General features: G+C 66.4%; 19 protein-coding genes. 1 reads left to right on the top strand and 18 read right to left on the bottom strand.

Translation table 11 applies throughout. The features are described from left to right. Nucleotides 1-73: 73 nt before the first annotated feature. The gene (locus J2X56_RS04930) at nucleotides 74-1,273 is read left to right on the top strand and encodes an alginate lyase family protein (protein ID WP_204726533.1); all 1,200 of its coding nucleotides are present in this window, start codon (nucleotides 74-76) and stop codon (nucleotides 1,271-1,273) included. A gap of 54 nt (nucleotides 1,274-1,327) precedes the next feature. Here the strand turns inward: J2X56_RS04930 and J2X56_RS04935 are convergent, their stop codons facing one another. Genes J2X56_RS04935 through J2X56_RS05020 form a run of 18 tightly spaced genes read right to left on the bottom strand, consistent with a single transcriptional unit; the run spans nucleotide 1,328 to nucleotide 22,972 of the window. Beyond that, nucleotides 1,328-2,797 carry a cobyric acid synthase gene (locus J2X56_RS04935; protein ID WP_204726534.1) on the bottom strand — a complete coding sequence of 490 codons (1,470 nt, stop codon included), beginning with the start codon at nucleotides 2,795-2,797 and terminating at the stop codon, nucleotides 1,328-1,330. Beyond that, on the bottom strand, nucleotides 2,790-3,800 hold the full coding sequence (cobD, locus tag J2X56_RS04940; protein ID WP_310158569.1) for a threonine-phosphate decarboxylase CobD: 1,011 nt from the start codon (nucleotides 3,798-3,800) through the stop codon (nucleotides 2,790-2,792). Before cobD ends, J2X56_RS04935 begins: the two co-directional genes overlap by 8 nt. Beyond that, complete coding sequence (gene cbiB / locus J2X56_RS04945) at nucleotides 3,793-4,752, bottom strand: adenosylcobinamide-phosphate synthase CbiB (RefSeq protein WP_310158571.1); 960 nt, start codon at nucleotides 4,750-4,752, stop codon at nucleotides 3,793-3,795. The genes cobD and cbiB overlap by 8 nt, the downstream gene beginning before the upstream one ends. After that, nucleotides 4,746-5,357 (bottom strand): bifunctional adenosylcobinamide kinase/adenosylcobinamide-phosphate guanylyltransferase, encoded by a 612-nt coding sequence (gene cobU, locus J2X56_RS04950; RefSeq protein WP_204726537.1) that lies wholly within the window; start codon nucleotides 5,355-5,357, stop codon nucleotides 4,746-4,748. Before cobU ends, cbiB begins: the two co-directional genes overlap by 7 nt. Beyond that, nucleotides 5,354-6,025 (bottom strand): 5,6-dimethylbenzimidazole synthase, encoded by a 672-nt coding sequence (gene bluB, locus J2X56_RS04955; protein WP_134135828.1) that lies wholly within the window; start codon nucleotides 6,023-6,025, stop codon nucleotides 5,354-5,356. The genes cobU and bluB overlap by 4 nt, the downstream gene beginning before the upstream one ends. After that, complete coding sequence (locus J2X56_RS04960; RefSeq protein WP_310158573.1) at nucleotides 6,022-7,356, bottom strand: cobyrinate a,c-diamide synthase; 1,335 nt, start codon at nucleotides 7,354-7,356, stop codon at nucleotides 6,022-6,024. Before J2X56_RS04960 ends, bluB begins: the two co-directional genes overlap by 4 nt. After that, on the bottom strand, nucleotides 7,356-7,958 hold the full coding sequence (gene cobO, locus J2X56_RS04965; RefSeq protein WP_310158574.1) for a cob(I)yrinic acid a,c-diamide adenosyltransferase: 603 nt from the start codon (nucleotides 7,956-7,958) through the stop codon (nucleotides 7,356-7,358). Before cobO ends, J2X56_RS04960 begins: the two co-directional genes overlap by 1 nt. A 31-nt stretch (nucleotides 7,959-7,989) precedes the next feature. Further along, nucleotides 7,990-9,117, bottom strand: coding sequence for a GTP-binding protein (locus J2X56_RS04970; protein ID WP_121041546.1), 1,128 nt, complete (start codon nucleotides 9,115-9,117; stop codon nucleotides 7,990-7,992). Between the two features lie 2 nt (nucleotides 9,118-9,119). Next, nucleotides 9,120-10,679, bottom strand: a complete 1,560-nt coding sequence (gene cobJ, locus J2X56_RS04975) for a precorrin-3B C(17)-methyltransferase (RefSeq protein WP_310159358.1) — start codon at nucleotides 10,677-10,679, stop codon at nucleotides 9,120-9,122. Between the two features lie 18 nt (nucleotides 10,680-10,697). Beyond that, on the bottom strand, nucleotides 10,698-11,501 hold the full coding sequence (locus tag J2X56_RS04980) for a cobalamin biosynthesis protein (RefSeq protein ID WP_121041548.1): 804 nt from the start codon (nucleotides 11,499-11,501) through the stop codon (nucleotides 10,698-10,700). Further along, nucleotides 11,498-12,274, bottom strand: coding sequence for a precorrin-4 C(11)-methyltransferase (cobM, locus tag J2X56_RS04985; protein ID WP_121041550.1), 777 nt, complete (start codon nucleotides 12,272-12,274; stop codon nucleotides 11,498-11,500). Before cobM ends, J2X56_RS04980 begins: the two co-directional genes overlap by 4 nt. Continuing rightward, nucleotides 12,271-13,029 (bottom strand): precorrin-2 C(20)-methyltransferase, encoded by a 759-nt coding sequence (gene cobI / locus J2X56_RS04990; RefSeq protein ID WP_121041552.1) that lies wholly within the window; start codon nucleotides 13,027-13,029, stop codon nucleotides 12,271-12,273. Before cobI ends, cobM begins: the two co-directional genes overlap by 4 nt. Continuing rightward, on the bottom strand, nucleotides 13,026-14,219 hold the full coding sequence (gene cbiD, locus J2X56_RS04995) for a cobalt-precorrin-5B (C(1))-methyltransferase CbiD (RefSeq protein WP_310158576.1): 1,194 nt from the start codon (nucleotides 14,217-14,219) through the stop codon (nucleotides 13,026-13,028). The genes cobI and cbiD overlap by 4 nt, the downstream gene beginning before the upstream one ends. Further along, complete coding sequence (locus tag J2X56_RS05000) at nucleotides 14,216-15,793, bottom strand: precorrin-8X methylmutase (RefSeq protein ID WP_310158578.1); 1,578 nt, start codon at nucleotides 15,791-15,793, stop codon at nucleotides 14,216-14,218. Before J2X56_RS05000 ends, cbiD begins: the two co-directional genes overlap by 4 nt. Continuing rightward, a complete protein-coding gene (locus tag J2X56_RS05005; RefSeq protein WP_252695857.1) occupies nucleotides 15,790-16,515 on the bottom strand; it encodes a cobalt-precorrin-7 (C(5))-methyltransferase in 726 nt (241 codons plus the stop codon). The genes J2X56_RS05000 and J2X56_RS05005 overlap by 4 nt, the downstream gene beginning before the upstream one ends. Nucleotides 16,516-16,528: 13 nt before the next feature. After that, nucleotides 16,529-18,511, bottom strand: coding sequence for a putative cobaltochelatase (locus tag J2X56_RS05010; RefSeq protein ID WP_310158581.1), 1,983 nt, complete (start codon nucleotides 18,509-18,511; stop codon nucleotides 16,529-16,531). Further along, complete coding sequence (locus J2X56_RS05015) at nucleotides 18,508-22,638, bottom strand: cobaltochelatase subunit CobN (RefSeq protein ID WP_310158583.1); 4,131 nt, start codon at nucleotides 22,636-22,638, stop codon at nucleotides 18,508-18,510. Before J2X56_RS05015 ends, J2X56_RS05010 begins: the two co-directional genes overlap by 4 nt. Next, nucleotides 22,631-22,972 (bottom strand): ferredoxin, encoded by a 342-nt coding sequence (locus J2X56_RS05020; protein WP_166675565.1) that lies wholly within the window; start codon nucleotides 22,970-22,972, stop codon nucleotides 22,631-22,633. Before J2X56_RS05020 ends, J2X56_RS05015 begins: the two co-directional genes overlap by 8 nt. Nucleotides 22,973-22,999: the final 27 nt, after the last annotated feature.

Raw genomic sequence — 22,999 nt, forward strand, 5'->3', positions numbered from 1 at the left:
TCAGAGGACGAGCCCGGTTCAGTGATCCCAGGCTTTGCTGGACACTCCACTGTCGCCCCTTCACGCGCACACCATGCTGACAATTTTCTTCCAGACCACCCGAACCACACTGCGTACCGCCTTGCTTTGCCTGTGCGCGGGATGCACGCCGCTGGCGGAGGCCGAAGGCAGCGCCTTCGTTCATCCGGGCGGCCTGCACACCACCGCGGATTTCACCCGGATCAAGACCCGCCTGGCCGCCATGGACCAGCCCTGGACTGCAGGCTGGCAGCGCCTCACCGGCAACCGCCACGCCGGCCTCGACTGGCAGCCGGCGGCGGTCCCGGTGATCTATCGCGGCAAGGATGGAGCCGGACATGCAGAAAACTACAGCCGCCTCTTCAATGATGCGGCCGCAGCCTATGCCCTGGCCCTGCGCTGGAAAATCAGCGGCGACGATCGCTACGCCGCGCGCGCTGCGCTCCTGCTTGACGCATGGGCCAGCACCTTGCAGGCTATCGAAGGCAGTTCGGACCGCTTCCTGGCATCGGGCATCTATGGCTACCAGCTGGCCAACGCAGGAGAACTCCTGCGCGACTATCCACACTGGCCCGGCGGCGGCTTCAACGCGTTCAAGGACATGATGCTGCGGGTCTTCTACCCGATGAATCACGACTTCCTCACCCGCCACAATGGGGCCCGCATCGATCACTACTGGGCCAACTGGGACCTCGCCAACATGAGTTCGATGATGGCGATCGGGATCCTGGCCGATCGCCACGATCTCTACCAGGAAGCCGTCCGCTACTTCAAGCAGGGAGCCGGCAATGGTGCCATCAACAATCTGGTCTGGACGCTCTATCCCGACGGTCTTGGCCAGATTCAGGAAAGCGGTCGCGACCAGGGACACAGCCTGCTGGACCTGGCCCTTGCCGGCGCGTTCTGCCAGATGGCCTGGAACCAGGGTGATGACCTGTTCGGCTACGAAAACAATCGGCTGCTGCGCGGTGCCGAATATGTGGCGCGCTACAACCTGGGCGATACCGTTCCCTTCACGCCTTATCACAACAGCGACGTGACGCAGGAGACCATCTCACCCGCAGGCCGAGGCGAAATACGCCCGATCTGGGAACTGCTGTACCAGCACTATGTGGTGCTCAAAGGCCTGCCCGCGCCCGCCGTGCAACGCTTTGCCGAGAAGGTGCGGCCAGAGGGAGGCGGCGGCGACTACGGACCCAACAGTGGTGGTTACGATCAGACCGGCTATGGCACCTTGATGTACACCTTGCGTTAGCAAGCCGCCCTTCCGGCAGCGCCAGGCAATCAGACGTGCGTCTGGCCTGCCGTATTACTTCAGCGCAAACCGCGTCGGCACCCGCTGCAGGGCGTCATACAAGGGCCGGCAGGACTCGGCCAGACGCTCCAGGCTGGCCTCGCGCAGCGCGTCCAGATCCACCGGCTCCGTCCCCGCCAGTCCGGCCCAGGCCAGCAGCGCACCGAAGGCTTGCGGCGTATCGAACATGCCATGCAGGTAGCTGCCCAGGATCTGACCATCTTCCGATTGCGCACCCTCGCCGCGCCCGTCGATCACGAACGCAGGACGCCCCAGCGCCGGGCCGGAGGACACGCCCATGTGGATCTCGTAGCCACTGACCGTTGCAGCCGTCTCTCCGAAGGCACACTGGCCGCTGACCTGCAGCAGTTTCTTCTCACGCGTCAGTTCGGTACGCATGGGCAGCAAGCCGAGGCCGGCACTGCTGCCGGGCGCACCTTCCACACCATGCGGATCGTCCACGCTCTCCCCTAACATCTGGAAGCCGCCACAGATGCCGATGAGCTTGCCGCCATAGCGCAGGTGCCGTGCGATGGCCGCGTCCCAGCCATGCTCACGCAGCCAGCGCAGGTCACCGCGCGTGTTCTTGCTGCCGGGCAGGATGATGAGATCGGCGGACGGCACCGGCTGACCCGGCCCGATGAAACGCAGGTCCACACCGGAATGGGCGCGCAGCGCGTCAAAGTCGGTGTGGTTGCTGATGCGCGGAAAGACCGGCACCACAATGCGGAAATCGCCCTTGACTTCCTGCGTGGCCGCCACGGCATCCTCGGCATCGAGATGCAGTCCGTGCAGGTAAGGCAGCACCGCCAGCACGGGCTTGCCGGTGCGGGCTTCGAGCCAATCCAGGCCGCCCTGCAAGAGACTGATATCGCCCCGAAAACGATTGATGACGAAGCCGATCACGCGCTCGCGCTCACTCTCGGAAAGGCAATCGAGGGTGCCTGTCAGATGGGCGAAGACGCCGCCCCGGTCGATGTCGGCCACGATGATGACCGGACAATCGACCGCTTCCGCAAAGCCCATGTTGGCGATGTCGCGCGCGCGCAGGTTGATCTCGGCCGGACTGCCCGCGCCCTCCACGATCACGCAGGCATATTGCGTGCGCAGGCGCTCGTAGGATTGCAGCACGGCCTGCATGGCTTCGGTCTTGTAGCGGTGATAGTCACGGGCATTCATATCCGCGCGCACCTTGCCATGCACGATGACCTGAGCGCCGGTATCGCTGGAAGGTTTCAGCAGCACCGGATTCATATCGGTGTGGGGCGCGATACCGGCGGCCTGGGCCTGCAAGGCCTGGGCCCGTCCGATCTCGCCACCGTCGCTGGTGACGGCGCTGTTCAAGGCCATGTTCTGCGGCTTGAAGGGGGCGACGCCGATGCCATCCTTCTTCAGCAGACGACACAGCGCAGCGGCCAGGGTGCTCTTGCCGGCATCCGACGTGGTGCCCTGAATCATCAAGGTATGAAAGGGAAAATCAGCCACGTTGGCTCCATGTGTTCAAGGCGTCTTGCAGACGCGACCAGCCCGCTTCATCCGGTGGCAGGCCGAGCCGGATGCCACCGGCACCGCGCGTGAAGAGGCGCACCCAGATGCCGGCACGCGCCATCACTTCATGAAACGCCTGCGCCTCGGGCTCGGGCCACCACTGGAACAGCGCCGTACCACTGGCGCGGATGCCGTGCTGCGCCAGCAGCGCATGCAGGCGTTCGCCTTCGGCAAGCAAGGTCTCCAGCGTGGCGACCTGCCATGGCCGATCACACAGCGCGGCGCTGCCGATATGCTGGGCCGGGCCGCTGATGGACCAGGGACCGAGCCAGTCGGCCAGCGCCTCCAGCACGGCGGGCGCAGCCCCCACGAAACCCAGCCGCAAACCGGCCAGGCCAAAAAACTTGCCGACCGACCGCAGCACGATCAGGCCAGGCTGGCCGCTGTGGGCGGCCACGCTGTGGCCCTGCACGGTGTCGCCAAAAGCCTCATCCACCACCAGCCAGCCACCGCGTGCGGCCAGCAGCGTCGACCAGCGTAATACATCCTCCGGTGCCGCCATGGCACCGGTCGGGTTGTTGGGATTGCACAGCACCAGCACCTCGCAGCGCGACTCACGGACCGCCTCATCCAGATCGTCATACGGCACCTCCCGCACGGCATGCCCTGCACGCCGCCAGCAGTGGGCGTGTTCGGCATAGATGGGGGCCGCGACCACCACCTGTGCCGGTCGGCCTTGCTGTTGCAGGCGCAGTTGCGGCAATGCCTGTATCGCCGCTTGCGTGCCCGCCACGGCCAGCAGGCGGGGCGCGCCGTAATACGCGCAGGCGGCCCGTTCCAGCGCGTGCGAGGGCTCGGGCAGGCGATGCCATGCATCGGGCGCAGGTGCAGGGGCCGGGTAAGGACGCGGATTGATGCCGGTAGAGAGGTCCAGCCATTCACTGCGCGCACGGCCGTAATGGCGGGCCGCTTCGTTCAGATTGCCGCCGTGTTCAAGCATGGTGCGCTCCCGTTCCGACTGCGAGGGTCAGCACTGCCAGCGCGCAGACCACGGCCACCCATAGCGCCGTGCTCATCGCCACCAGACGCCAGGCACGCACGATGTCCGGCCCTTGCGGCGGCAGGCCGCGTCCCAGCGGAGGGCGCTCTTCCACTTCACCGTCGTAGATGGCAGGTCCGCCCAGGGCCAGCCCCAGTGCGCCGGCACCGGCCGCCATCACGGGGCCGGCGTTGGGGCTGCTCCAAGCGGGTGCCTGCGCCTTCCAGCAATCCAGCGCTTGGCGGCGCTGGCCCAGCCACGCATAGGAGAACGCGGTCAGGCGGGCGGGCAGCCAGTTGAGGGCATCATCGATGCGGGCGGCAGACCAGCCAAAATACAGGAAACGCGCATTGCGATAGCCCCACATGGCATCCAGCGTATTGGCCAGCCGGAACAGCAACGCCCCCGGACCGCCCGCCACCAGAAACCAGAACAAGGTGCCGAAGACGGCATCGTTGCCATTCTCCAGCAGGGATTCAACGCCCGCCTTGGCCAGCTCGCCCTCACCGGACTCACGCGTATCCCGGCTGACGATGTACGAGGTCAGCCGCCGTGCCAGTGGCAGATCGCCTTGCGCCAGCGCCTGCGCAATCGGCAGCGTATGTTCGCGCAGGCTGCGCAGGCCGATGCAGAAATACAGCAGCGCCGCATGCGCCAGCGCGGCTAGCCATCCCGGCAATACGGAGAGCAGCCAAGCGCAAGCCAGCACCGGCGGCAACACTGCCAGGCACCAGGCCAGTACACCGCGCAGACGCAGCGCGGGAGCGTGATTGAGTGCGCCCTCGATGCGCTTGGTCAGGTGGCCGAAGCCGACCAGCGGATGCCAGCGCCGCGCCTCGCCCAGCAGCAGGTCCAGCGCGATGCCCAGCGCCACCAATGCGGCCAGCGCGGGCCACGACAGCCCGCTCAACATGGATGGTCCTTGAAGGTCAGCGGCAGGCCGGCCGCCACCCATTGCACGCGTTCGCACAGGGCCGCTACAGCCTGGTTCAGGCGCCCTGCCTCATCGACGAACCAGCGCGAGATCGCCCCCTGCGGCACGATGCCCATACCCACTTCATTGGAGACCAGGATCACGCTACCCTGCGCGTCCTGCAAGGCGCGCAGGAAATCCGCGCGCTGCTGCGTAAAGGCCAGCGGCGGCGTGATCGGCCCTACCTCCGGATAGTCCACGCCCTCGGCGAAGAGCAGGTTGGCCAGCCAGACGGTGAGACAGTCGACCAGCACCACGGACTCGGGCCGGCTCAGGCTCCGCAGCGCCTGACCCAATGCCAGCGGTTCTTCCACGGTGCTCCAGTGGCCGCCCAGCGCGCGGCGGCGCTGCTGGTGATGGGCGATGCGTTGCTGCATCTCGGCATCGTCGCGGCTGGCGGCGCGATTGGCGGTGGCCAGATAGACGATCTCCTGCGGACCGGACTGCGCCGCCGCCAGGGCCAGGCGCTCCGCGTGCGCACTCTTGCCGCTGCGGGCGCCGCCGAAGATGAGGCTGCGATGTCGGGTTGAGATTGGGGAAGTCATGCTTGTGATGCTCCTTGCACGGGCCAGCGGTCTTCAAAGACCAGGTCCTCCAAACGTTGGCGGGTCGCCCATTGCTCCTGCTCCAGCATGGGCTTGTCATAGAATGCGGGCACGTGGCCCAGGCACAGTACCGCTACCGGTTCGGCACCCTCAGGCAGATGCAGCAATTGCGCCAGTGCCGCCGGTTCAAACAGCGATACCCAGCCCATCCCCAGCCCTTCGGCACGGGCGGCCAGCCACATGTTCTGCAGCGCGCAGGACAGCGAGGCCAGGTCCATCTGCGGCAAGGTGCGGCGACCGAAGATATGGGTCTCGCGCTGATCCATCAGTGCGGCGACGAGTACCTCGCCACACTCGCGAATGCCTTCTACCTTCAGGCGCATGAATTCGTCTTCGCGCTGATCCAGTGCGCGAGCAGTGGCGATGCGCTCCTGTTCCACCAACGTATGGATCTGCTGGCGCAGCGCCTGGCTGCGGATGCGAATGAAACGCCACGGCTGCATGAAGCCCACGCTGGGGCCATGATGGGCGGCCTGCAGCAGGCGTTCCAGCAGGTCAGGCGCAACCGGATCGGGCAGGAAATGGCGCATGTCGCGCCGCTCGCGAATGACACGGTAGACCGCATCGATCTGCGCCTGCGGATAGCGGTGAGAGACGCCCTCGCTCATGAGGCCGCCCCTCCCAGCAGCGCCGCCACCGTGCGCGGCGCCGAACGGAAATAGGCGTGCAGATAGCTGGCGGTGACCTGGCCACGGCGATAGACCACTTCCCCTTCGGAAGAATCAAAGAGACGCTCGCCGCGTGCGATGAATTCCGCCCCGACCACCGCACGCGAATAGTGGAAGGTATGGCAGCGCAGATGCTCGCCGACTGCACCGGGCAGGTTCAGTTGCAAGGTCTGGTAACCGAGTCCCTGCAGGCGCGGCTGCACCGTGGCCTGGCCGGGCAGGATGCCGCACAGCTGGCCGCTGCTGCCGTCACCGGCAATGACCGTCTCCAGCAGGAACAGCATGCCGCCGCATTCCGCATAGAGCGGCTTGCCGGCCCCGGCATGGGCGCGCAGGCTGGATTGGGTGCGTTGCGCGGCCTGCAAGGCTGGCAGGTGCAGTTCCGGATAACCGCCCGGCAGCCAGACCGCGTCGCACTCCGGGACCGCTTCATCGGCCAGCGGCGAGAAGAAGGTCACGCTGGCCCCCATGAGCGCCAGCAGATCGAGGTTGGCGGGGTAAATGAAGGAAAACGCCAGATCGCGCGCCACGGCGATGGTCTTGCCCTCCAGCAGGCGCGGGAATGCGCGTTCCGGCGGGGGCGTGCCGAAGTCCACTTCCGGAGGCAGATTGGCCAGTGAAGTAGCGGACATTCTTTCGGCCACTGCATCCAGGCGCGCATCCAGATCGGCGATCTCGGGCGCAGCCACCAGTCCCAGGTGGCGCTCCGGCAAGGCGAATTGCATGTCGCGCTGCAAGCCGGTCAGCAGCGGCACTGAAGGCCGTGCATTCTGCAAGCCCTGGCGCAGCATCTGCGCATGGCGCGGACTGGCCACGCCATTGGCCAGCACCCCGGCGAACTTCAGCTCGGGACGATAGGCCAGCAAGCCTTGCGCCAGCGCGCCGATGGTCTGGCCCATGCCGCGCGCATTGATGACGGCCACGATGGGAATGCCCAGCAACTGCGCCAGGTCGGCACTGCTGGGCTCGCCATCGAAGAGGCCCATCACGCCCTCCACCAGCAGCACATCGGATTCGGCGGCGGCCAGTGCCACCTGGCGGCGGCAGTGATCCTCCCCGCCCAGCCACAGGTCGAGGTTGGCCACCGGCTGGCCGCTGGCCTGCTGCAACACCATCGGATCGAGGAAATCCGGGCCGGTCTTGAACACCCGCACCCGCTTGCCCTGGTGGCGATACAAGCGTGCCAGGGCGGCGGTGATGGTGGTCTTGCCATGGCCCGAGGCCGGGGCCGAGATGAACAGGGCCGGGCAACGATATTGAGGGGCAGACATCAGAACTCCACGCCTTTCTGCGCCTTCACGCCCTGCTCCTTGTAGGGATGTTTCAGCGGGCGCATCTCGCTGACCAGGTCGGCGTGTTCAATCAGGGCCTCCGGCGCATGGCGGCCGGTGACGACGATGTGCAGCATCTCGCGGCGTGCCGCGAAGACACGCAGCACTTCCTCCAGATCGAGGTACTGGTATTTCAGGACGATGTTGAGTTCATCCAGGATCACCATGTCGTAGCTCGGATCCCCGATCATGCGCACGGCCTCGTCCCAGCCGCGCGCGGCGGTGCGCATGTCGGCGTCGCGGTCCTGGGTATCCCAGGTGTAGCCTTCGCCGACGACGTGGAAGTCACAGTTGGCGTGCCCGCCCAGGAAGTCGCGCTCGGCGCTGTAGAGCGCGCCCTTGATGAACTGCACCACGCCCAGCTTCATGCCGTGGCCGAGGATGCGCATGCCCATGCCGAAGGCGGCACTGGACTTGCCCTTGCCGGTACCGGTGTTGACGATCAGCAGACCCTTTTCCTTCTGGGCGGCGGCCTTCTTCTTTTCGAAGCCCTCCTTGTGACGCTGGGTCATGCGCTTGTGCGATTCGGGATCGGTTTTCATGGTGAGGTTCTTTCCTGGTACTGCAACAAATTCAAATCCATTCGGTGCCGGTCAGCGACGACAGCAACTGCGCCACACGCGTGCGACTGGGGTGGTAGCCAATGAAGACCAGTTCCGATCGTCCCGCGCTCTTGCCGCCCTGCGCGCCGGCCACGACGGCCCGCGCACGCACGGCTTGCAGCAATTGCGTGCTGCCCTCGGCAGTGGCGATGAAACCCTTTGTGCGCAGGATGGGCTGGTCCAGCGCCACGGCCACCACGGCACGGCGCAGGGACTCCGGCTCCTGCGCTGCCTGGCTGCGCAGCGTAAAGGATTGCCAGCCGGGATCCTGCTCATGGAAATGCTTGTGGGTGGACAAGCCATGGCTGTGCGCGCCCAGCCCGGAGTGTGCATGGCCATTGAAGCGCCACTGGTCCGCTGCCACGGTGGAGCGTTCGCCCGGCATGCCCACCGGCGTGTAATGGTGATGCACGGTGCTGCCTGCCTGGTGCAGGCGCAAGCCGAGTGCGAGACGGATGTCCAGCCTCGCTCCATAGGCCAGCTCCAGGAAACGCACGTTCGGTGCCAATGCGCGCACGGTCTCCTCAGCCTGCAGCAGCGGCGCTTCTTCCATGCCATCGATCTTGTTCAACACCACCACGTCAGCGCATTCCAGCTGCTGGCGGAACAGCTGCGCCGTCGCATCGCGCACGGCGTCGCCGCTGGCAAAGGCTTCTTCCAGCAGCAGCGGCGTGTCGACCACGGCCAGCGTGGCGTCGAGCACGAAGTGCGGGGCCAGTTCCGGCGATTGCAGCACTTCCATGACGGCACTGGGCAGGGCCAGGCCGGACGTCTCGATGAGCACGTGATCGATCTGTGCCCGCCGTGCGGCCAGGGCCAGCATGGCGGGGACGAAATGTTCATCGTCGCCATAGGCGATGAGGCCATGGGCAAAATCCTGGATCTGTACATGACCCTGCGCATCTCCTTCGGCACGCAGCAGGTCGCCATCGATGGCGACCTCGCCGAATTCATTGATGAGCAAGGCCAGGCGGCGCGACTGGCGGCGCTGGACCAGGCCGCGCAGCAAAGTGGTCTTGCCGGCACCGAGGAAACCCGTCACCACTGTTACTGGTATCGGCGGCAATGGTGGCGGCAAGGAAGGTAAGACGCTGGCCATCTTCAGCCCCCGGCCAGTGCCGCCAGTTGCGCCTGCAGGGCCGGCACATCATGGGCCACCTGCGGATAGGCCAGCGCTGGCCGGCGCACCGTCAACAGCGGGATGCCCAAGGCGCGCGCCGCCTCCACCTTGGCCCGATAGCCACCGGCCTCGCCCGAATCCTTCGTGACCACGCAGTCGATGCCCCAATCCCGCCACAGCGCTTCATTGAAGGCCTGCGAGAACGGTCCCTGCATGGCGCACAGGTGGGCGCGCGGCAAGCCCAGTTCCAGCGCGCGCTTGATGAAGTCCGGATCGGCGGTGACGCGGGCGAACCATTGCTTATCGGCCGCACCGGGCGCCTGCACGAAGCTGCCCAGGTCCTTGGAGCCGGTGGCCAGGAAGATGCGGCGGCCCATGGCGATGGCGCGGGTGGCGGCTTCTTCCATGTCGGCGCAGGCGTGCGGATCATCGGCGGCCAGGTCGCTAGCACGTTCGTAGCGCAGATACGGTATCGTCAACTCCTTGGCCAGCGTCATGAGTTGCTGCGACATCTGCACCGCAAACGGATGCGTGGCATCCACCAGCACGCGCGCCTGGCTCTCGCGCAAGGCCTGGCGGCGCGCTTCCACGCCCTGGCGGCCGGACCAGACGTGAGCCCCCGGACAATCCTGGCTGGCCAGTTCGCCGCCATAAGCGGTCGCCGTGGAGATCACCACCTGCTCGCCCTGACGGGCCAGCTCGCGTGCCACCAGATTGCCATCGCTGGTACCGGCAAAGACCCACACCGCCCGCTGCGGCAGTTGCGCCACTTCAGCGGCCTGCGATTCTTCGCTCCAGTCGTTGTAGCCGCGCGGGGTAAAGATCCAGTCGCGCTTGCGCTGGGTAAAGCGGTTGCCGATGACGATCGAGGTCAGCATGTCGAACTGCAGGCCCGGCAATTCATCCAGGCGATGAATGGACACCTGCTGGCCCGGCCGATAGGCGTTGCGCACCACGCCGCACAGGGTGTGCGGGGCCTTGTGTTGCAGCATCAGCTGCAGGATGCGATAGACGCCCTCCTGCCGCCCGGCACTCTGCACGTTGTAGAGCACGCAGGCCAGGTCGGCCTGGGCGATGTGGCTGGCGCGCTGCTCGATCCATGACCACGGGCACAGCAGGTTCGACAGCGACAGCGTGGCGAAGTCATGCGACAGTGGCGACCCCAGCAGCGAAGCGCAGGCATTGGCCGAGGTCACGCCGGGAATGACGTTGACCTCATAGGTATCGTCCTCGCGCATGTCGTCGAAGGCCAGCGCGGCCATGGCGTAGATGCCGATGTCGCCGCTGGAGATGAGCGCCACGCGGCGTCCGGCGCGGGCCTGCTCGATGGCCAGCAAGGCGCGCTCGCGCTCTTGCGTGAGCGGCGGCGTGTGGATTTCCTTGCCCACGATGTGCGAGGCGATCCAGCGCAAATACAACTCGTAGGCGACGATGACCTCGCTGTCGCGCAAGGCCTCGATGGCGCGCGGGATGATCATCTCTTCAAAACCCGGTCCTACGGAGACCAGGTTCAATACGCCTTTTTTCTTGACGACTTCCATCTGCATACTTTCCATGTTTTACAGCTTGTCTTTGAATGTCCGCCAAGCATCCGCGTCATCCACCACGGCCACGGTCACCCCGTCCAGCGCGGTCTTGCCCAGCAACAGACGGCCACGCGGGCTGGCGATCAAGGCCGCCGGTTCGCATACGCCATCCACGCCGACATTCTGGCGCACCCACTCCGAGGGCTTGCCGACCCAGGCGCGCTGGGCGATCTGCTCGCGTGCAATCACGCGCAGCGGCAAGTCATGGGTGGCGCAAAAGGCCAGCAGGCCCGGCTCTTGCGCCTTCATGTCGATGGTGGCCACTTCACGCACCTGGGCCAGTGACGCGCCGGGGCACAGCGCCAGCGCCTGCGACACGGCAAGGGCAATCTGCTCCGCCGAGGCCAGCTTGCGGCAACCGATGCCCAGTACCAGCGGCTTGACCGCTTCCGTGGCGGTCGTCACCACCGTCTGCGCCCCCGTCAGTTGCGCTACGCGGTAGGCCAGTCCGTTGGCCCCGCCTTCATGTCCGGCCAGCAAGGCGATGGCAAAACGGGCCACCTCATCGACCACCACCAGCGCCGGATCGCTGTGCTTGTCCTGCGGCAGGCCGTCCAGGAAGCGCACGGCAATGCCGGTGGCGCCGATCATGATCCATTGCCGATGGCGGCGATAGGCCAGCGCAAACTGCTGCCGCTGCGACAGTCCGCCCTCGGCCTGCAGCCACGGCTGATACAGCTCGCCGCCCAGCCTGTCCTGCAGGTAAAGAGCCAGCGCCGCCGCCTCGGCACGCACCGGCCACAGGCCGAGTTCAGCCGGGGCGACGGGGGGATTCATGCGGCGTCCTTGTTCTTCTTGACCACGCGGAAGAGGTGCGTGAAGTCCTTGGAGTAGAGACTGGATTCGGCGACCTGTTCCTTGTTCAGGGCGGCACCCACCAGCATCATGGTGGTCAGGTTCCACTCGCCGCGCTTGTTCTCTTCCAGCACCTTGTCGAGCGAGCCCTGATAGATGCGCTGCTCCGGCCATGTCGCACGATAGACCAGTGTCACGGGCGTTTCCGGCGGATAGTGCAGCAGCAGGTCGTTGACGATCTTCTTCAGGTGCGGGCCGGAAAGGAAGATGCACATGGTGGCGCGATGTGCCGCCAGCGAAGCGATCGATTCCGATTCCGGCACGGCTGAAGCACGTCCCGACACCCGCGTCAGGATCACGCTCTGCGACACCTCCGGCTTGGTCAGTTCAGCCGACACCGCCGCTGCGGCAGCGGTGAAGGACGACACCCCCGGCACCACTTCATAGGCAATGCCCAGCGCATCGAGACGGCGCATCTGCTCGGCAGTCGCGCCGTAGATGGCGGGATCGCCCGAATGCAGTCGTACCACATCAATGCCCTGCTCGTGCGCACGCACGTAGCAAGCTTGCTGCTGCTCCAGATCGAGGGCGGCGGTATCGATGATCTCGGCCTCGGGGTGGCAATGTTCCAGCAAGGCGGTCGGCACCAGCGAACCGGCATACAGCACCATGCGCACCTGGCCCAGCAGGCGCGCACCGCGCAGGGTGATGAGGTCGGCCGCACCGGGGCCGGCCCCGACGAAATAAACTTTCATGCATTTCCTTTCGAATTCTCTTCGGGCGCACGATGGCGCTGCGCCTGGGCCGTCTTGCGGATCAGCAGCACGGCGAGATAGCCGCTCGCTTCTGCCGCATCCAGCGAGGTGAGGTCAGTGGCCAGCACTTCACCTTCCAGCCCGATGCGACGGGCGAAGCCGCAGTGCTGCGCAATGCCCATCTCCCGCAGCAAGGCCAGCACCCAAGGCAGGCGTGCGCCGACTTTCATCAGCACGACGATGTCATGGCCTTCGATCTCGGCGCGCAAGGTGGCGGCGTCTTCCGGACAAGGGAGGATCAGCGTGCGCTCCTTGCCCACCCCCAGCGGCCATTCCAGCGCGGCAGCCGCAGCGGCGTAGCTGGTGATGCCGGGCAGCGTCACGCAGTCGCACCCGGGATACAGGTCACGCACGGCCGCCAGCACATAGCCGTAGGTCGAGTAGGTCAGCGCATCACCGATGGTGAGATACACCACCTGCAGGCCCTCACGCAGTTGCGCCGCCAGTTGCTGGCCCAGTTGCGCGTAATGTTCCTGCAGGACCTGGCGATCCGGATCCATGTTGAATTCGATTTCGCACAGGCGGCTGCGGTCGAACTCCACGCCTTCCAGGCATTGCAGGGCCACCGACAAGTCCGCGCCACGCGCACGCGGAATGTAGATCACATCGGCCGACCGCAGCGCTGTGAGCGCCGCCAGCGGCAGATAGCCGGCCGGACCGGGACCGACACCGATCCCCGTGAGACGCCCGCTCATGCGCCCTCTCCCAGTTGCCGTCCGTCCAGATCGAACAGCCGCACCACGATGCGTTCAACCGCCGGCACGCGCGCCTGGGTGAGCGCCGCAATGCGGGCTTCGATCTCGCACCAGAGGCGGCGCGACAACGCGGCATCCTGCTGGCGCACCAGTTCTATGATTGCTTCCACCGTATTGGCTTCCTTCATCTGCTGCAGCAGGGCGGCGTCAAAGCAGACGCCCTGCCCCGCCGCGTTCATTTCTTCGGCCACGCGGGCCACGCCCAGCATGGCCATGTTGCTCTTGCTGGAGTGCGTATCCCATACGCCATCCAGCACCTTGGCCAGTTTGCCCGGATGCCCCGCCAGCCACAGCAGCGGCAGCGTGCGTCCCTCTTCGGCCAGCGCCTTTTGCGTGAAGTCCAGCGCATCGCCGAGGAAATTGGCGATCTGCACGCTGCGCTTGTCGGGCAGGCCCAGCGTCTGTGCCACAAAGACACGGCCGATCTTGCCCGGCAGGTAGGCCACCGCATCGCCCGGCGCACAGGCGGCCAGGGCCACGCGGATGTAGACCTCGATGGAGGCGATCCACGAGGCCATCGACATCGGTTCCACAATGCCCGAGGTGCCCAGGATGGAAATGCCGCCGACGATGCCCAGCTTGGGATTGAAAGTCTTGGGCGCAATCGAGAGACCTTCGCGACAGCCGATGGTGAGGTCGAAGCCCCATCCCTGCGCACCGGGCAACAGCTCCGCCAGCACCTCCGCCACGGCCGCCCGCATCATGGCACGCGGCACCGGGTTGATGGCCGGCTCGCCGACGGCTACCCGCAAGCCCGGCATGGTGGCCGTGCCGACGCCCTCGCCGGCGAAGAAGCGTATCTCGCCCCCGGCATTGCGCCGCACCTGCGCCACAATGGTCGCGCCGTGCGTATTGTCGGGATCATCGCCGCCATCCTTGAGCACTTCCGCCTGCGCGGTATCGGCATCGATCATGCTCACCGACTGGATCGGCACACTCAGGTAATGCAGGCCATCGGGCAGGCTCACTTCGGTCTGCTGCACCGTCATGCCCGCCAGCAAGCGATACAAGGCCGCACGCACCGCAGCGGTGGCGCAACTGCCGGTACTGCGTCCGCGCCGCAGGCCATTGGGCGCCAGCACGGACAGGTCGTACTCGGCACGCTGCAGCTCGCCGCTGGCCTCGTTCACTGCACGCCTTCGCTCTGCGCTTCCTGCGCGACCAGCCAGGCGATGGCATCGATCATCAGTGCATTGACCACGCTGGCCGCCCAGGGCGAGCCGCCGCGCGTGCCGCTGTTGGTGATGCGCGGCACCTGCAGGCAGCGGCGCAGTTCATCCTTGCTCTCGCGCGTGCCGACAAAACCGACCGGCAAGCCGATCACCAGTTGCGGCCGCCAGCCGTGTTCGCGGATCAGGCGCACCGCCTCGGTGATGGCCGTCGGTGCATCACCGATGGCCAACACCATGTCGTTGCCGAACTTTTGCCAGGCGCGGCGGATACCGGCGGCCGAACGCGTCATGCCCAGGTTCTGCGCCATCAGGTGCGATTCGGGATCATGCACGCCGCACCAGGTTTCCACACCCAGCTGTTCCAGCACGGCGCGCTTGAGACCCGTTTGGACCATCGTCACATCCGTTACTACCCGCTTGGTGCGCAGCAAGGCCTTCATGCCGGCCTGCACGGCACCGGCAGAAAAATAGATTTCATCGGCCACGGCGAAGTCGCCGCTGGTGTGGACCAGGCGCTGCAGGACCGTCAGGTGATCGGGCGGGAAGCCGCTCCAGTCGCGTCCGGCCTGGATGATCTCCATGCTTTCCGCTTCGATGGGATGGGGCACGTAAGGGGCCGTGCCTGCCGTGCCCTGCGCCAGCTGCTCGCGTGCGGACAGATCGCGCACCTGCAGGTGATGCGCGCGCTGCGGCTCGCCGACCTGCTGCTCGAAGCCGACGATCTGCACCCGGTACTTGCAGAGCGTGCAGTTCATGGCGGCACGGCCTTCAGCGGCATCACGCGCGCGTTCCAGCATCACATCGGCCACGTGCGCATGCACGCCCAGATAGGCGGCCTTGAGCACTTCCACGCCTCGCTCGCGCTGTGCCAGTTCATCGGCAGCAGCGTAGATACGCTTGACCAGCACGCCATCGAACAGGAAGAACGGCAACACCACCAGACGCTGCCAGCCTTCGCCAGCGGCCTGGGACAAGCCGTCCCGCACCAGCGGCGTGGCCGTGCCCGAGAAGCAAACCTTGACGCCGCCAAAGCCCATGCCTTCCTGCACCATGCGCGCCAGCTTGGCGATCTCGCCATTGGCGTCCGGATCGGTGGTACCACGGCCGACCAGCACCAGGCAGGCATCCTGGCGATGGATGATTTCTTCCGAACCGGCTTCGGCTTCCACCACGCGCTGCTGCACCAGTTGCAGCAGCAGCGGGTGCAGGTCCATGGGCGCGCCGAAATGGAAATCGACCTGCGGATAATCGCGGGCCAGGGCCAGCAGTTCGGCCGGCATGTCGTTCTTGGCGTGGCGTGCGCCCAGCAGCACGCCGGGCACCACCGCCACTTCGGTGGCGCCGTCGGCCACGCAGGCGGCGGCCGCTTCCGAGATTGTGGGGGCCGCAAATTCCAGATAGCCATGGCGCACGATGCGGCCCTCGGCACGATCCCGCACCAGCGCGACCAGTGCCTCGAATTCCCGCAGGGCATCGGGATCGCGGCTGCCGTGGCCGGCGATCACGACGGCCGATTGGCGCGTGGTAATCATGCCGGGGCTCCCGCTGCCACCTTTTCCGGCGGCGGTTCGATCTGGCTGTCCATGGGCGTCAAGGTGCGGATGAGCATGATGCTCATGTCGCTGAATTCCTTGTCGGCACAATCGGCGAGCTTGCCGTGCCACTCGGCATCGCCCCGGGTCAGGTTTTCCCAGACTTCCGTGGGATGTTCGGGATTGACGCCCTGTTGCAGCAGATAAGTCGCAATATGACGCGGCATGAAGGAGCGCGCCGCATCCCACGGACAAGGGATGACGATGGCATTGCGTCCATCGTTCAATACGTTCACCAGGTGGCGCTTGAAGGGCTCCAGGTCGCCGCGCCGGTGGAAGGTGATGAAGGTCGTTTCATCAAAGCACACCCGCGCCCTGGAAGCGAGGATCTGCGCCGAGGAAATGCCCGGCAAGGTCTCCACGCGATGGCCGCAAGCACGCTCCACGCGCTCCAGGTACTGGAAGCCGCTGAAGTGGATATCGCCCATGAAGACCACCACGCAGCGCTTGCCCGCGTGATGCAGGGCGGCGACTTCGTCGAGCTTGGCGACCTGGTCGCGGTAGCCCATCAGCACGACCTGGGCGCTGGCGGGGATGAGGTCCTTGACCACATCGACCACGGCATTGAAGCCGGCCACCACGTCGGCATTGCGGATCAGTTCCGCGCCGCGCATCGTCAGGTAGGAATGGTCGCCGGGTCCGGCACCGATGCAGATGATCATGTGTTTTCCTTGTTCAGCGCGCGCCCAGTTGCGCGCGCACGGTCAACGCCAGGGCGTCGCCGGTCAATTGTTCGAGGGTCAGGCAAGGCGCACCCAGCGCCTCGGCCAGCTGGGCCGCACGGCCCAGGCGCAGGTAGCCGGCTTCGGTGTCCAGCACCAGGGCCGGTACGCCCTGCGCGGCCAGCGTCTGTGCGGCTTGCAGGGTTTCGGTCCAGGGGTCGCCGCTGCTGCCGGGCAGGCTGACGTTGGCCTTGCCGTCGGAGAGGATCACCAGCAGCGGGGGGGCTTCCTGCGCGCCGTGGTGGGCGGCTTGCTGCAGCACTTGTGCCGCCAGTTGCAGCGCATGCGGCAATGGCGTGCGGCCACCAGTAGGCAGTTCGCGCAAGCCCTGCTCGGCCAGATCGGCGCTACGGGTCGGGGCCAGCAGCAATTGCGCCTGCTCGCCACGGAAGGCGATCACGGCCAGTTGATCGCGGCGCTGATAAGCATCGGTCAGCAGCGCAAGCACCGCGCCCTTGACCGCTTCCATGCGCCGCTGTGCGGCCATGGAGCCGGACGCATCGACCACGAAGACGATCAGGTTGGCACCGCGCCCGCTGCGGACCTGGCGATGCAGGTCGTCGCGGGTGACGGTGAGTGGCCCGTCCGTCTCGCCCGCCAGTGCGCCGCGCACGGCGGCACTGCGCAGGGTGGCACCGATGGCCAGGCGGTCCGGATTCGCATCGGGCACGGCGCGTACGGCGCTGCCCCGGTTGGCATCAGCCACGGTACTGCGGCGGCCGCTGGCTGCATTGGCGGCCGATTGCGGCGTCGCAGCCACGCTGATTCTGCGGGCCGTACCCGCTGCAGCAACGGCGAAGGTCTGTTGCCCGCCCTCGCCTTCCTGCTCCTGTTCCTGCTGCGGCTCATCGGAGGGAGGCGTCTCTTCCGCATCTTCGCCCCGGTTATCGCCATGTTCAGCTTGCGGCGGCGTCGGCTCGGGCTGGCGCGCCTGATCGACCAGGTCATCCAGCTTGTCCTCGTCCATGCCGGTTTGCTCGAAGGGCTTGCGGCGGCGGCGATGCGGCAGCACCAGCAAGGCGGCTTCGCGTACATCGTCCGGTGTGACCCGCGTGCGGGCCTGCAGGGCGGCGATGGCGCGCGCGGTCTTGTGCATGACGATGTCGGCCCGCAGGCTCGCCACTTCGAACTCGCAGCAGAGATGGCTGATCAGCTCCAGCATGGCATCGTCCAGCACCACTGCTGGCAGCAGGCGCTGGGCCTCGGCCACCTGCGCAAGCAAGGCGTCCTGCTGCGGCTGCCAGCGCTGCGCAAAGGCGCCAGGATCAGTCTCGAAGGCAATGCGGCGACGTACCACCTCGGCGCGCACGGTCTTGTCGGTCGGTGCGCTCACTTCCACCATGAGGCCGAAGCGGTCCAGCAATTGCGGCCGCAGATCGCCCTCTTCCAGGTTCATGGTGCCGATCAGCGTGAAGCGCGCCGGATGGCTGATCGAGATGCCCTCGCGCTGCACTGAATTGACGCCCATGGCGGCCACATCCAGCAGCACATCGACCAGGTGGTCGGCCAGCAAATTGACTTCATCGATGTAGAGGATGCCGCGATGGGCCGCAGCCAGCAGGCCGGGCTGGAACGCGCGCTGGCCACCTTGGAGCGCCTGCTGCAGGTCGAGCGAACCGAGCACACGGTCTTCGGTGGCGCCAAGTGGCAAGGTCACGAAGGGTACGGTGTCCTGGCGCTGTACCGGGTCTGTATTGCAAACTGTACAGGCACTGGCCGGCTGGCCCGGCGCGCAACGGAAAGCGCAGCCCTCGCTCAGGGTGATCGGCGGCAGCACCTGGGTCAGCCCACGGGCAGCAGTGCTCTTGGCCGTGCCCTTGTCGCCGCGCACGAGCACGCCACCAATGCCGGGATCGACCGCGCACAGCAGCAGCGCCTGCTTCAGCAGGGGCTGGCCGACGATGGCCGCGAAGGGATAGGCATTGAACGCCGTCATTGCATGTCCTTGGTGTGTTCGCTGCCGCGCACGGTTTCACCGCGTGCTTCCAGCAGGGCTTCACTGTGCAGGTACAGTGAGCGCAACTGTTCGATGGTCTGTACTGCAGGTGTCTGCCACATGCCACGGCTGGCGGCTTCCAGCAGACGCTCGGCGATGGCGTTCTGGGCCCAGGGATTGGCCTGCTCCAGGAACTCGCGCATGGCCGGATCGAAACCATAGGTTTCGGCCAGTTGCTGGTACATCCAGTCCTCCATCACTTGGGCGGTGGCATCGTAGCCGAACAGGTAATCAACGGTGGCCGTCAACTCGAGGCCTCCCTTGTAGCCATGGCGGCGGATGCTGGCCAGCCACTTGGGATTGACCACGCGGGCGCGGAAGACGCGCAGGGTTTCTTCCTTCAGGTCGCGCACGGCGGCGCGCTGCGGGTCGTGGCTGTCGCCAAAATAATGGCGCGGCTGCTGGCCGGACAAGGCGCGGATGGTGGCGATCATGCCGCCGTGATATTGCAGGTAGTCGTCGCTGTCGAAGATGTCGTGTTCGCGGTTGTCCTGGTTGTGCAAGGCGACCTGCACACCCGAGAGACGCTGGCGGAAGGCCTCGCGCTGGTCCGCGCCCTGCACCTTGCGGCCGTAGGCATAGCCGCCCCAGTTGATGTAGGCCTCGGCGAAATCGGCCTGGTCCTGCCAGTTCTTCTCCTGGATCAGCGGCAGGATGCCTGCGCCGTAGCTGCCGGGCTTGGCCCCGAAGACGCGATAGGACGCCTGCGCCGCCGCCTCGGCCTGGCCCAGTCCGCCCTGCATGGCTTGCTGCAGATCGCGCAGGTAGTGCTTGCGCACGAAGTTCAGGTGTTCCGGCTCGTCGGCGGCGATGGCCAGTTGCACGGCATCGTCGATCAGTTCGATCAGCTGCGGGAAAGCATCGCGGAAGAAGCCGCTGATGCGCGTGGTCACGTCGATGCGCGGACGCTGCAGTTGCTCCAGCGGAATCAGTTCGACCCCGGCCACCTGCCGGTTGCCTTCGCGCCACACCGGCTGCGCGCCCATCAATGAAAGGATCTGCGCCACATCGTCGCCATGGGTACGCATGGCGCTGGTGCCCCAGATGCTGATGGCCACGCTCTCGGGATAGTCGCCGCTCTCGCGGTGATGGCGCTCCAGCACTTCGCGCGCCAGTTGCTGGCCCACGCGCCAGGCCGATTGCGAGGGCACGCTGCGCGGATCGACCGAGTAGAAATTGCGTCCGGTCGGCAAGATGTGGGCCATGCCGCGTGTGGGCGATCCGCTGGGTCCGGCTGGAATGTAGCCACCGCGCAGGCCGTTGAGCTGGTTGCTGATTTCCTCCTCGGTACGCTGCAGGCGCGGCACCAGCTGCTCGCAGGCGAAGGCCAGGATGCGGCGTACGGCGCTGGTGTCGGTAGCCTTGATGGCAGCGGCCGGTACTGCGCGCTTGAGCGGTGCGGCCGGTCGCGCCATGGCGCGCATGCCACCCAGAACGCTGCCTGTGCTTTTTTGCTGGGTCGGTTGCAGGCGCGGCTTTTCTTCGGCGGGGGCACTGAACAGCGGGGCGAACATGGCCTGGATGACTGGCTCGATGGCCTGCACCGCGAAATTGTGCTGCTGCAGGGCCTGCAGCAGCGACAGGCACAGCGCATCGATGGCTTCCAGCGCATCGGCGCGGGTGACGATGGCGCGTCCGGCCGTGCGGGACAGCGCATCGTCGATGTTGAGGCGGCGGCCCTTGTGTTCCAGCAGCATGTCCAGCGACAGGCCGAAGAGACGCGCCACTTCTTCCTGCAGGCCCGGCAGGTCCTGGTTGGGCAGACGCGTCAGGGCCACCAGCATGTCCGGCAGTTGCTGCGCATCGGGCATGCGGCCGAGGATGTGCAGGCCGTCGCGGATCTGGGCAGCGCCCAGTTCGCACAGGTAGCCGTCGAGGTCCTCGATCAGGTGCGCCACACCGGCACCATCCAGCTCGCTCAGCGCGTGCGGCAGCGCGTCGTCGTGCGCATGGTCATGGTCGTGATGATGGTGATGGTGAGGGTCATCGTGATGATGATGTCCGTGATGATGGTGATGCCCATGGTCGTGCCCGTGCTCATGGTCATGATCGTGGTCATGATGCAGCAGCTTGTACTGCAGGTCCGTATCCAGATTGGTCTGCCGTACCAGCTCCCAGATCTGCTGCTGCAGCAGTGGCAGCTTGGCCGGATCGAGCACCTCGACCTGGTAATACTCGTCCACCAGCTGCGTGAGCTGGGCCAGCGCGCCGTAGCTGTCGGCGGTGGTCATGGGCGGCGTCAGGTGGTCCACCACCACGGCATGGGCGCGGCGCTTGGCCTGCGAACCTTCGCCGGGATCGTTGATGATGAAGGGATAGAACAGCGGCACATCGCCCAGCAAGGCATCCGGGAAGCATTCTTCAGACAGGCCCACGCCCTTGCCCGGCAACCACTCCAGGGTGCCGTGCTTGCCGACGTGGACGATGGCATCCGCGCCCCATTCTTCATCCAGCCAGCGGTACAGCGCGTAGTAGTGATGCGTGGGCGGCAGGTCGGGCTGGTGGTAGATGGCGTCCGGGTCCATGCCGTAGCCGCGCGGCGGTTGCAGGGCCACGAAGGCATTGCCCAGATCGAGGCCGGCGATCACCAGATGCTGGTCGTGCACGTAAGCCTCGCCGGGCGCGGCGCCCCATTGGCGCTGCATCCTGGCCTGCAAGACGGCGGGCAAGGCGGCGAACCATTGCGCATAGCGCGCCGCCGGAATGCGCGCGGCAGCGCGGCGCAGCTGGTCTTCGGAGAGCAGGATGTCGTCGTAGGAGCAGCGGTCCACCAGTTCGTGGATCAGGGCCGTACCGGTGTCGGGCAGATCGCCGATGGCATAGCCATCTGCTGCCAGCGCGCGCAGCACGGCCATGAGCGACTCGGGCGCATCCAGCCCCACGGCATTGCCGATCTGCGCGGCCTTGCTGCTGGAATTGGTGAAGATGAAGGCGATGCGTTTTTCTGCATTGGGCGTGCAGCGCAGGCGCACCAGCCGCTGCGCCAGTCCGGCGAGGCGGCGCACGCGGTCCGGCAGGGCCTGGTACTGCACCACGCCCGCTTCACTGGTGTGCTTGAAGGACAGCGGCACCCCGATGATGCGGCCGTCGAATTCGGGCAGGACCACGTTCATGGCCGCATCCAGCGGATTCATGCCGCGCGTGGAATGCTGCCACTGGTCCTGCGTCATGCCGCTGGTGATGGCCTGCAGCACCGGGCGGTTCAACTGTTCCAGCACCGAGACCGACCAGCCCGCCGGCGTGATGCCGCCTGCCGTAATCTCGCCCATGGCGAAGCTGGTGGTGTTGATGATGAGATCGACCCGGCCCTCGGCGAAATACGCCAACGCAGGCGGCAGTGCCGCCCCACTGCCGGCCGACACCCGCAGCGAAGACGTGAAGACTGGCAGCACATCCATGCCGCGCGCCTCCACTGCTGCCACCAGCGCATCGATGAAGGCGGTATTGCCCGAGAGCCAATGCGCCCGGTAGAAGATGATGCCCACCGCCGGCTTGCCCGCCGGGGCCTGAGCGCGCAGGGCCAGCCAGTCGTCGAGGCGGGCGTCCTGTTCGAGGTCGGGATGATAAAGGCCGTGTTCGGGCAAGGCTTGCGCGGGTTCGTAGCCGTAGCCGCTCAGCAGCAGGCGGTCCGACAGACAGCGCAGCAACTGCGCCAGGTTGACGCTGCCGCCGCCGTTGAAATACGCCAGCGCCTGCTGTTGCACATCGGGCGCAGCAGTGGACGCCGCAGCCAGTTCGGCATCGGGCTCGCCGGTGCCGGACAGCACGATCAAGTGCCGCCCTTCGGCGCGCGCAGCGCGCAGCAATTCAGGAAAACCGGCTACTGCACCCAGCCGTCCGAGGACGCGCAGCACGATCACCTGGGCGCTGGCCAGCTCCGTGCGCAGCAGGGTCGCCAGCGTGCGCAGCGGCTGGCCCTGCTCGTCGGTGCCAGATTGCAGGGCTTGCAGGTCGTAGCCCGCTACGGCGGGGAATTCCGCCGGCAACTGCGCGCGTGCAGCAGCCAGCAGCGCCAGGTCGGTCGGGGCGTGCGTCAGCAGGACGATTCGAGCCACGGGATCATGCATCGGAGGCCTCCGCTTCCGGCATCACGTCACCGGTGCCAAGGCGATGGAAGATGAGGTCGCTCACTTCGCGCCCGCCTTCCAGGTGCTCCACCACCACGCGCTCGATGGCGGCGGCATCCTCGCAGCGATACCACACGCCCTCGGGATAGACCACCACCACCGGGGCCTGCGCCTTGCAGGCCACCATGCAGTGGGTACGGGTACGCTTGACGCGCAGCTCGGGGCGGGCGTCAATCTGCTCGCCCAGCACGCCGAACATGGCTTCGGCCAGCACGCCGTTTTCGGTACAACGCGGACCCACGCACATGAGCACGTGACGATGATGAGTTCTCATGGCTTTGATGCTTTACTTTCCCCGGCG

This window comes from Herbaspirillum sp. 1173, from assembly GCF_031455335.1.
Classification (GTDB): Bacteria; Pseudomonadota; Gammaproteobacteria; order Burkholderiales; family Burkholderiaceae_D; genus Herbaspirillum; species Herbaspirillum huttiense.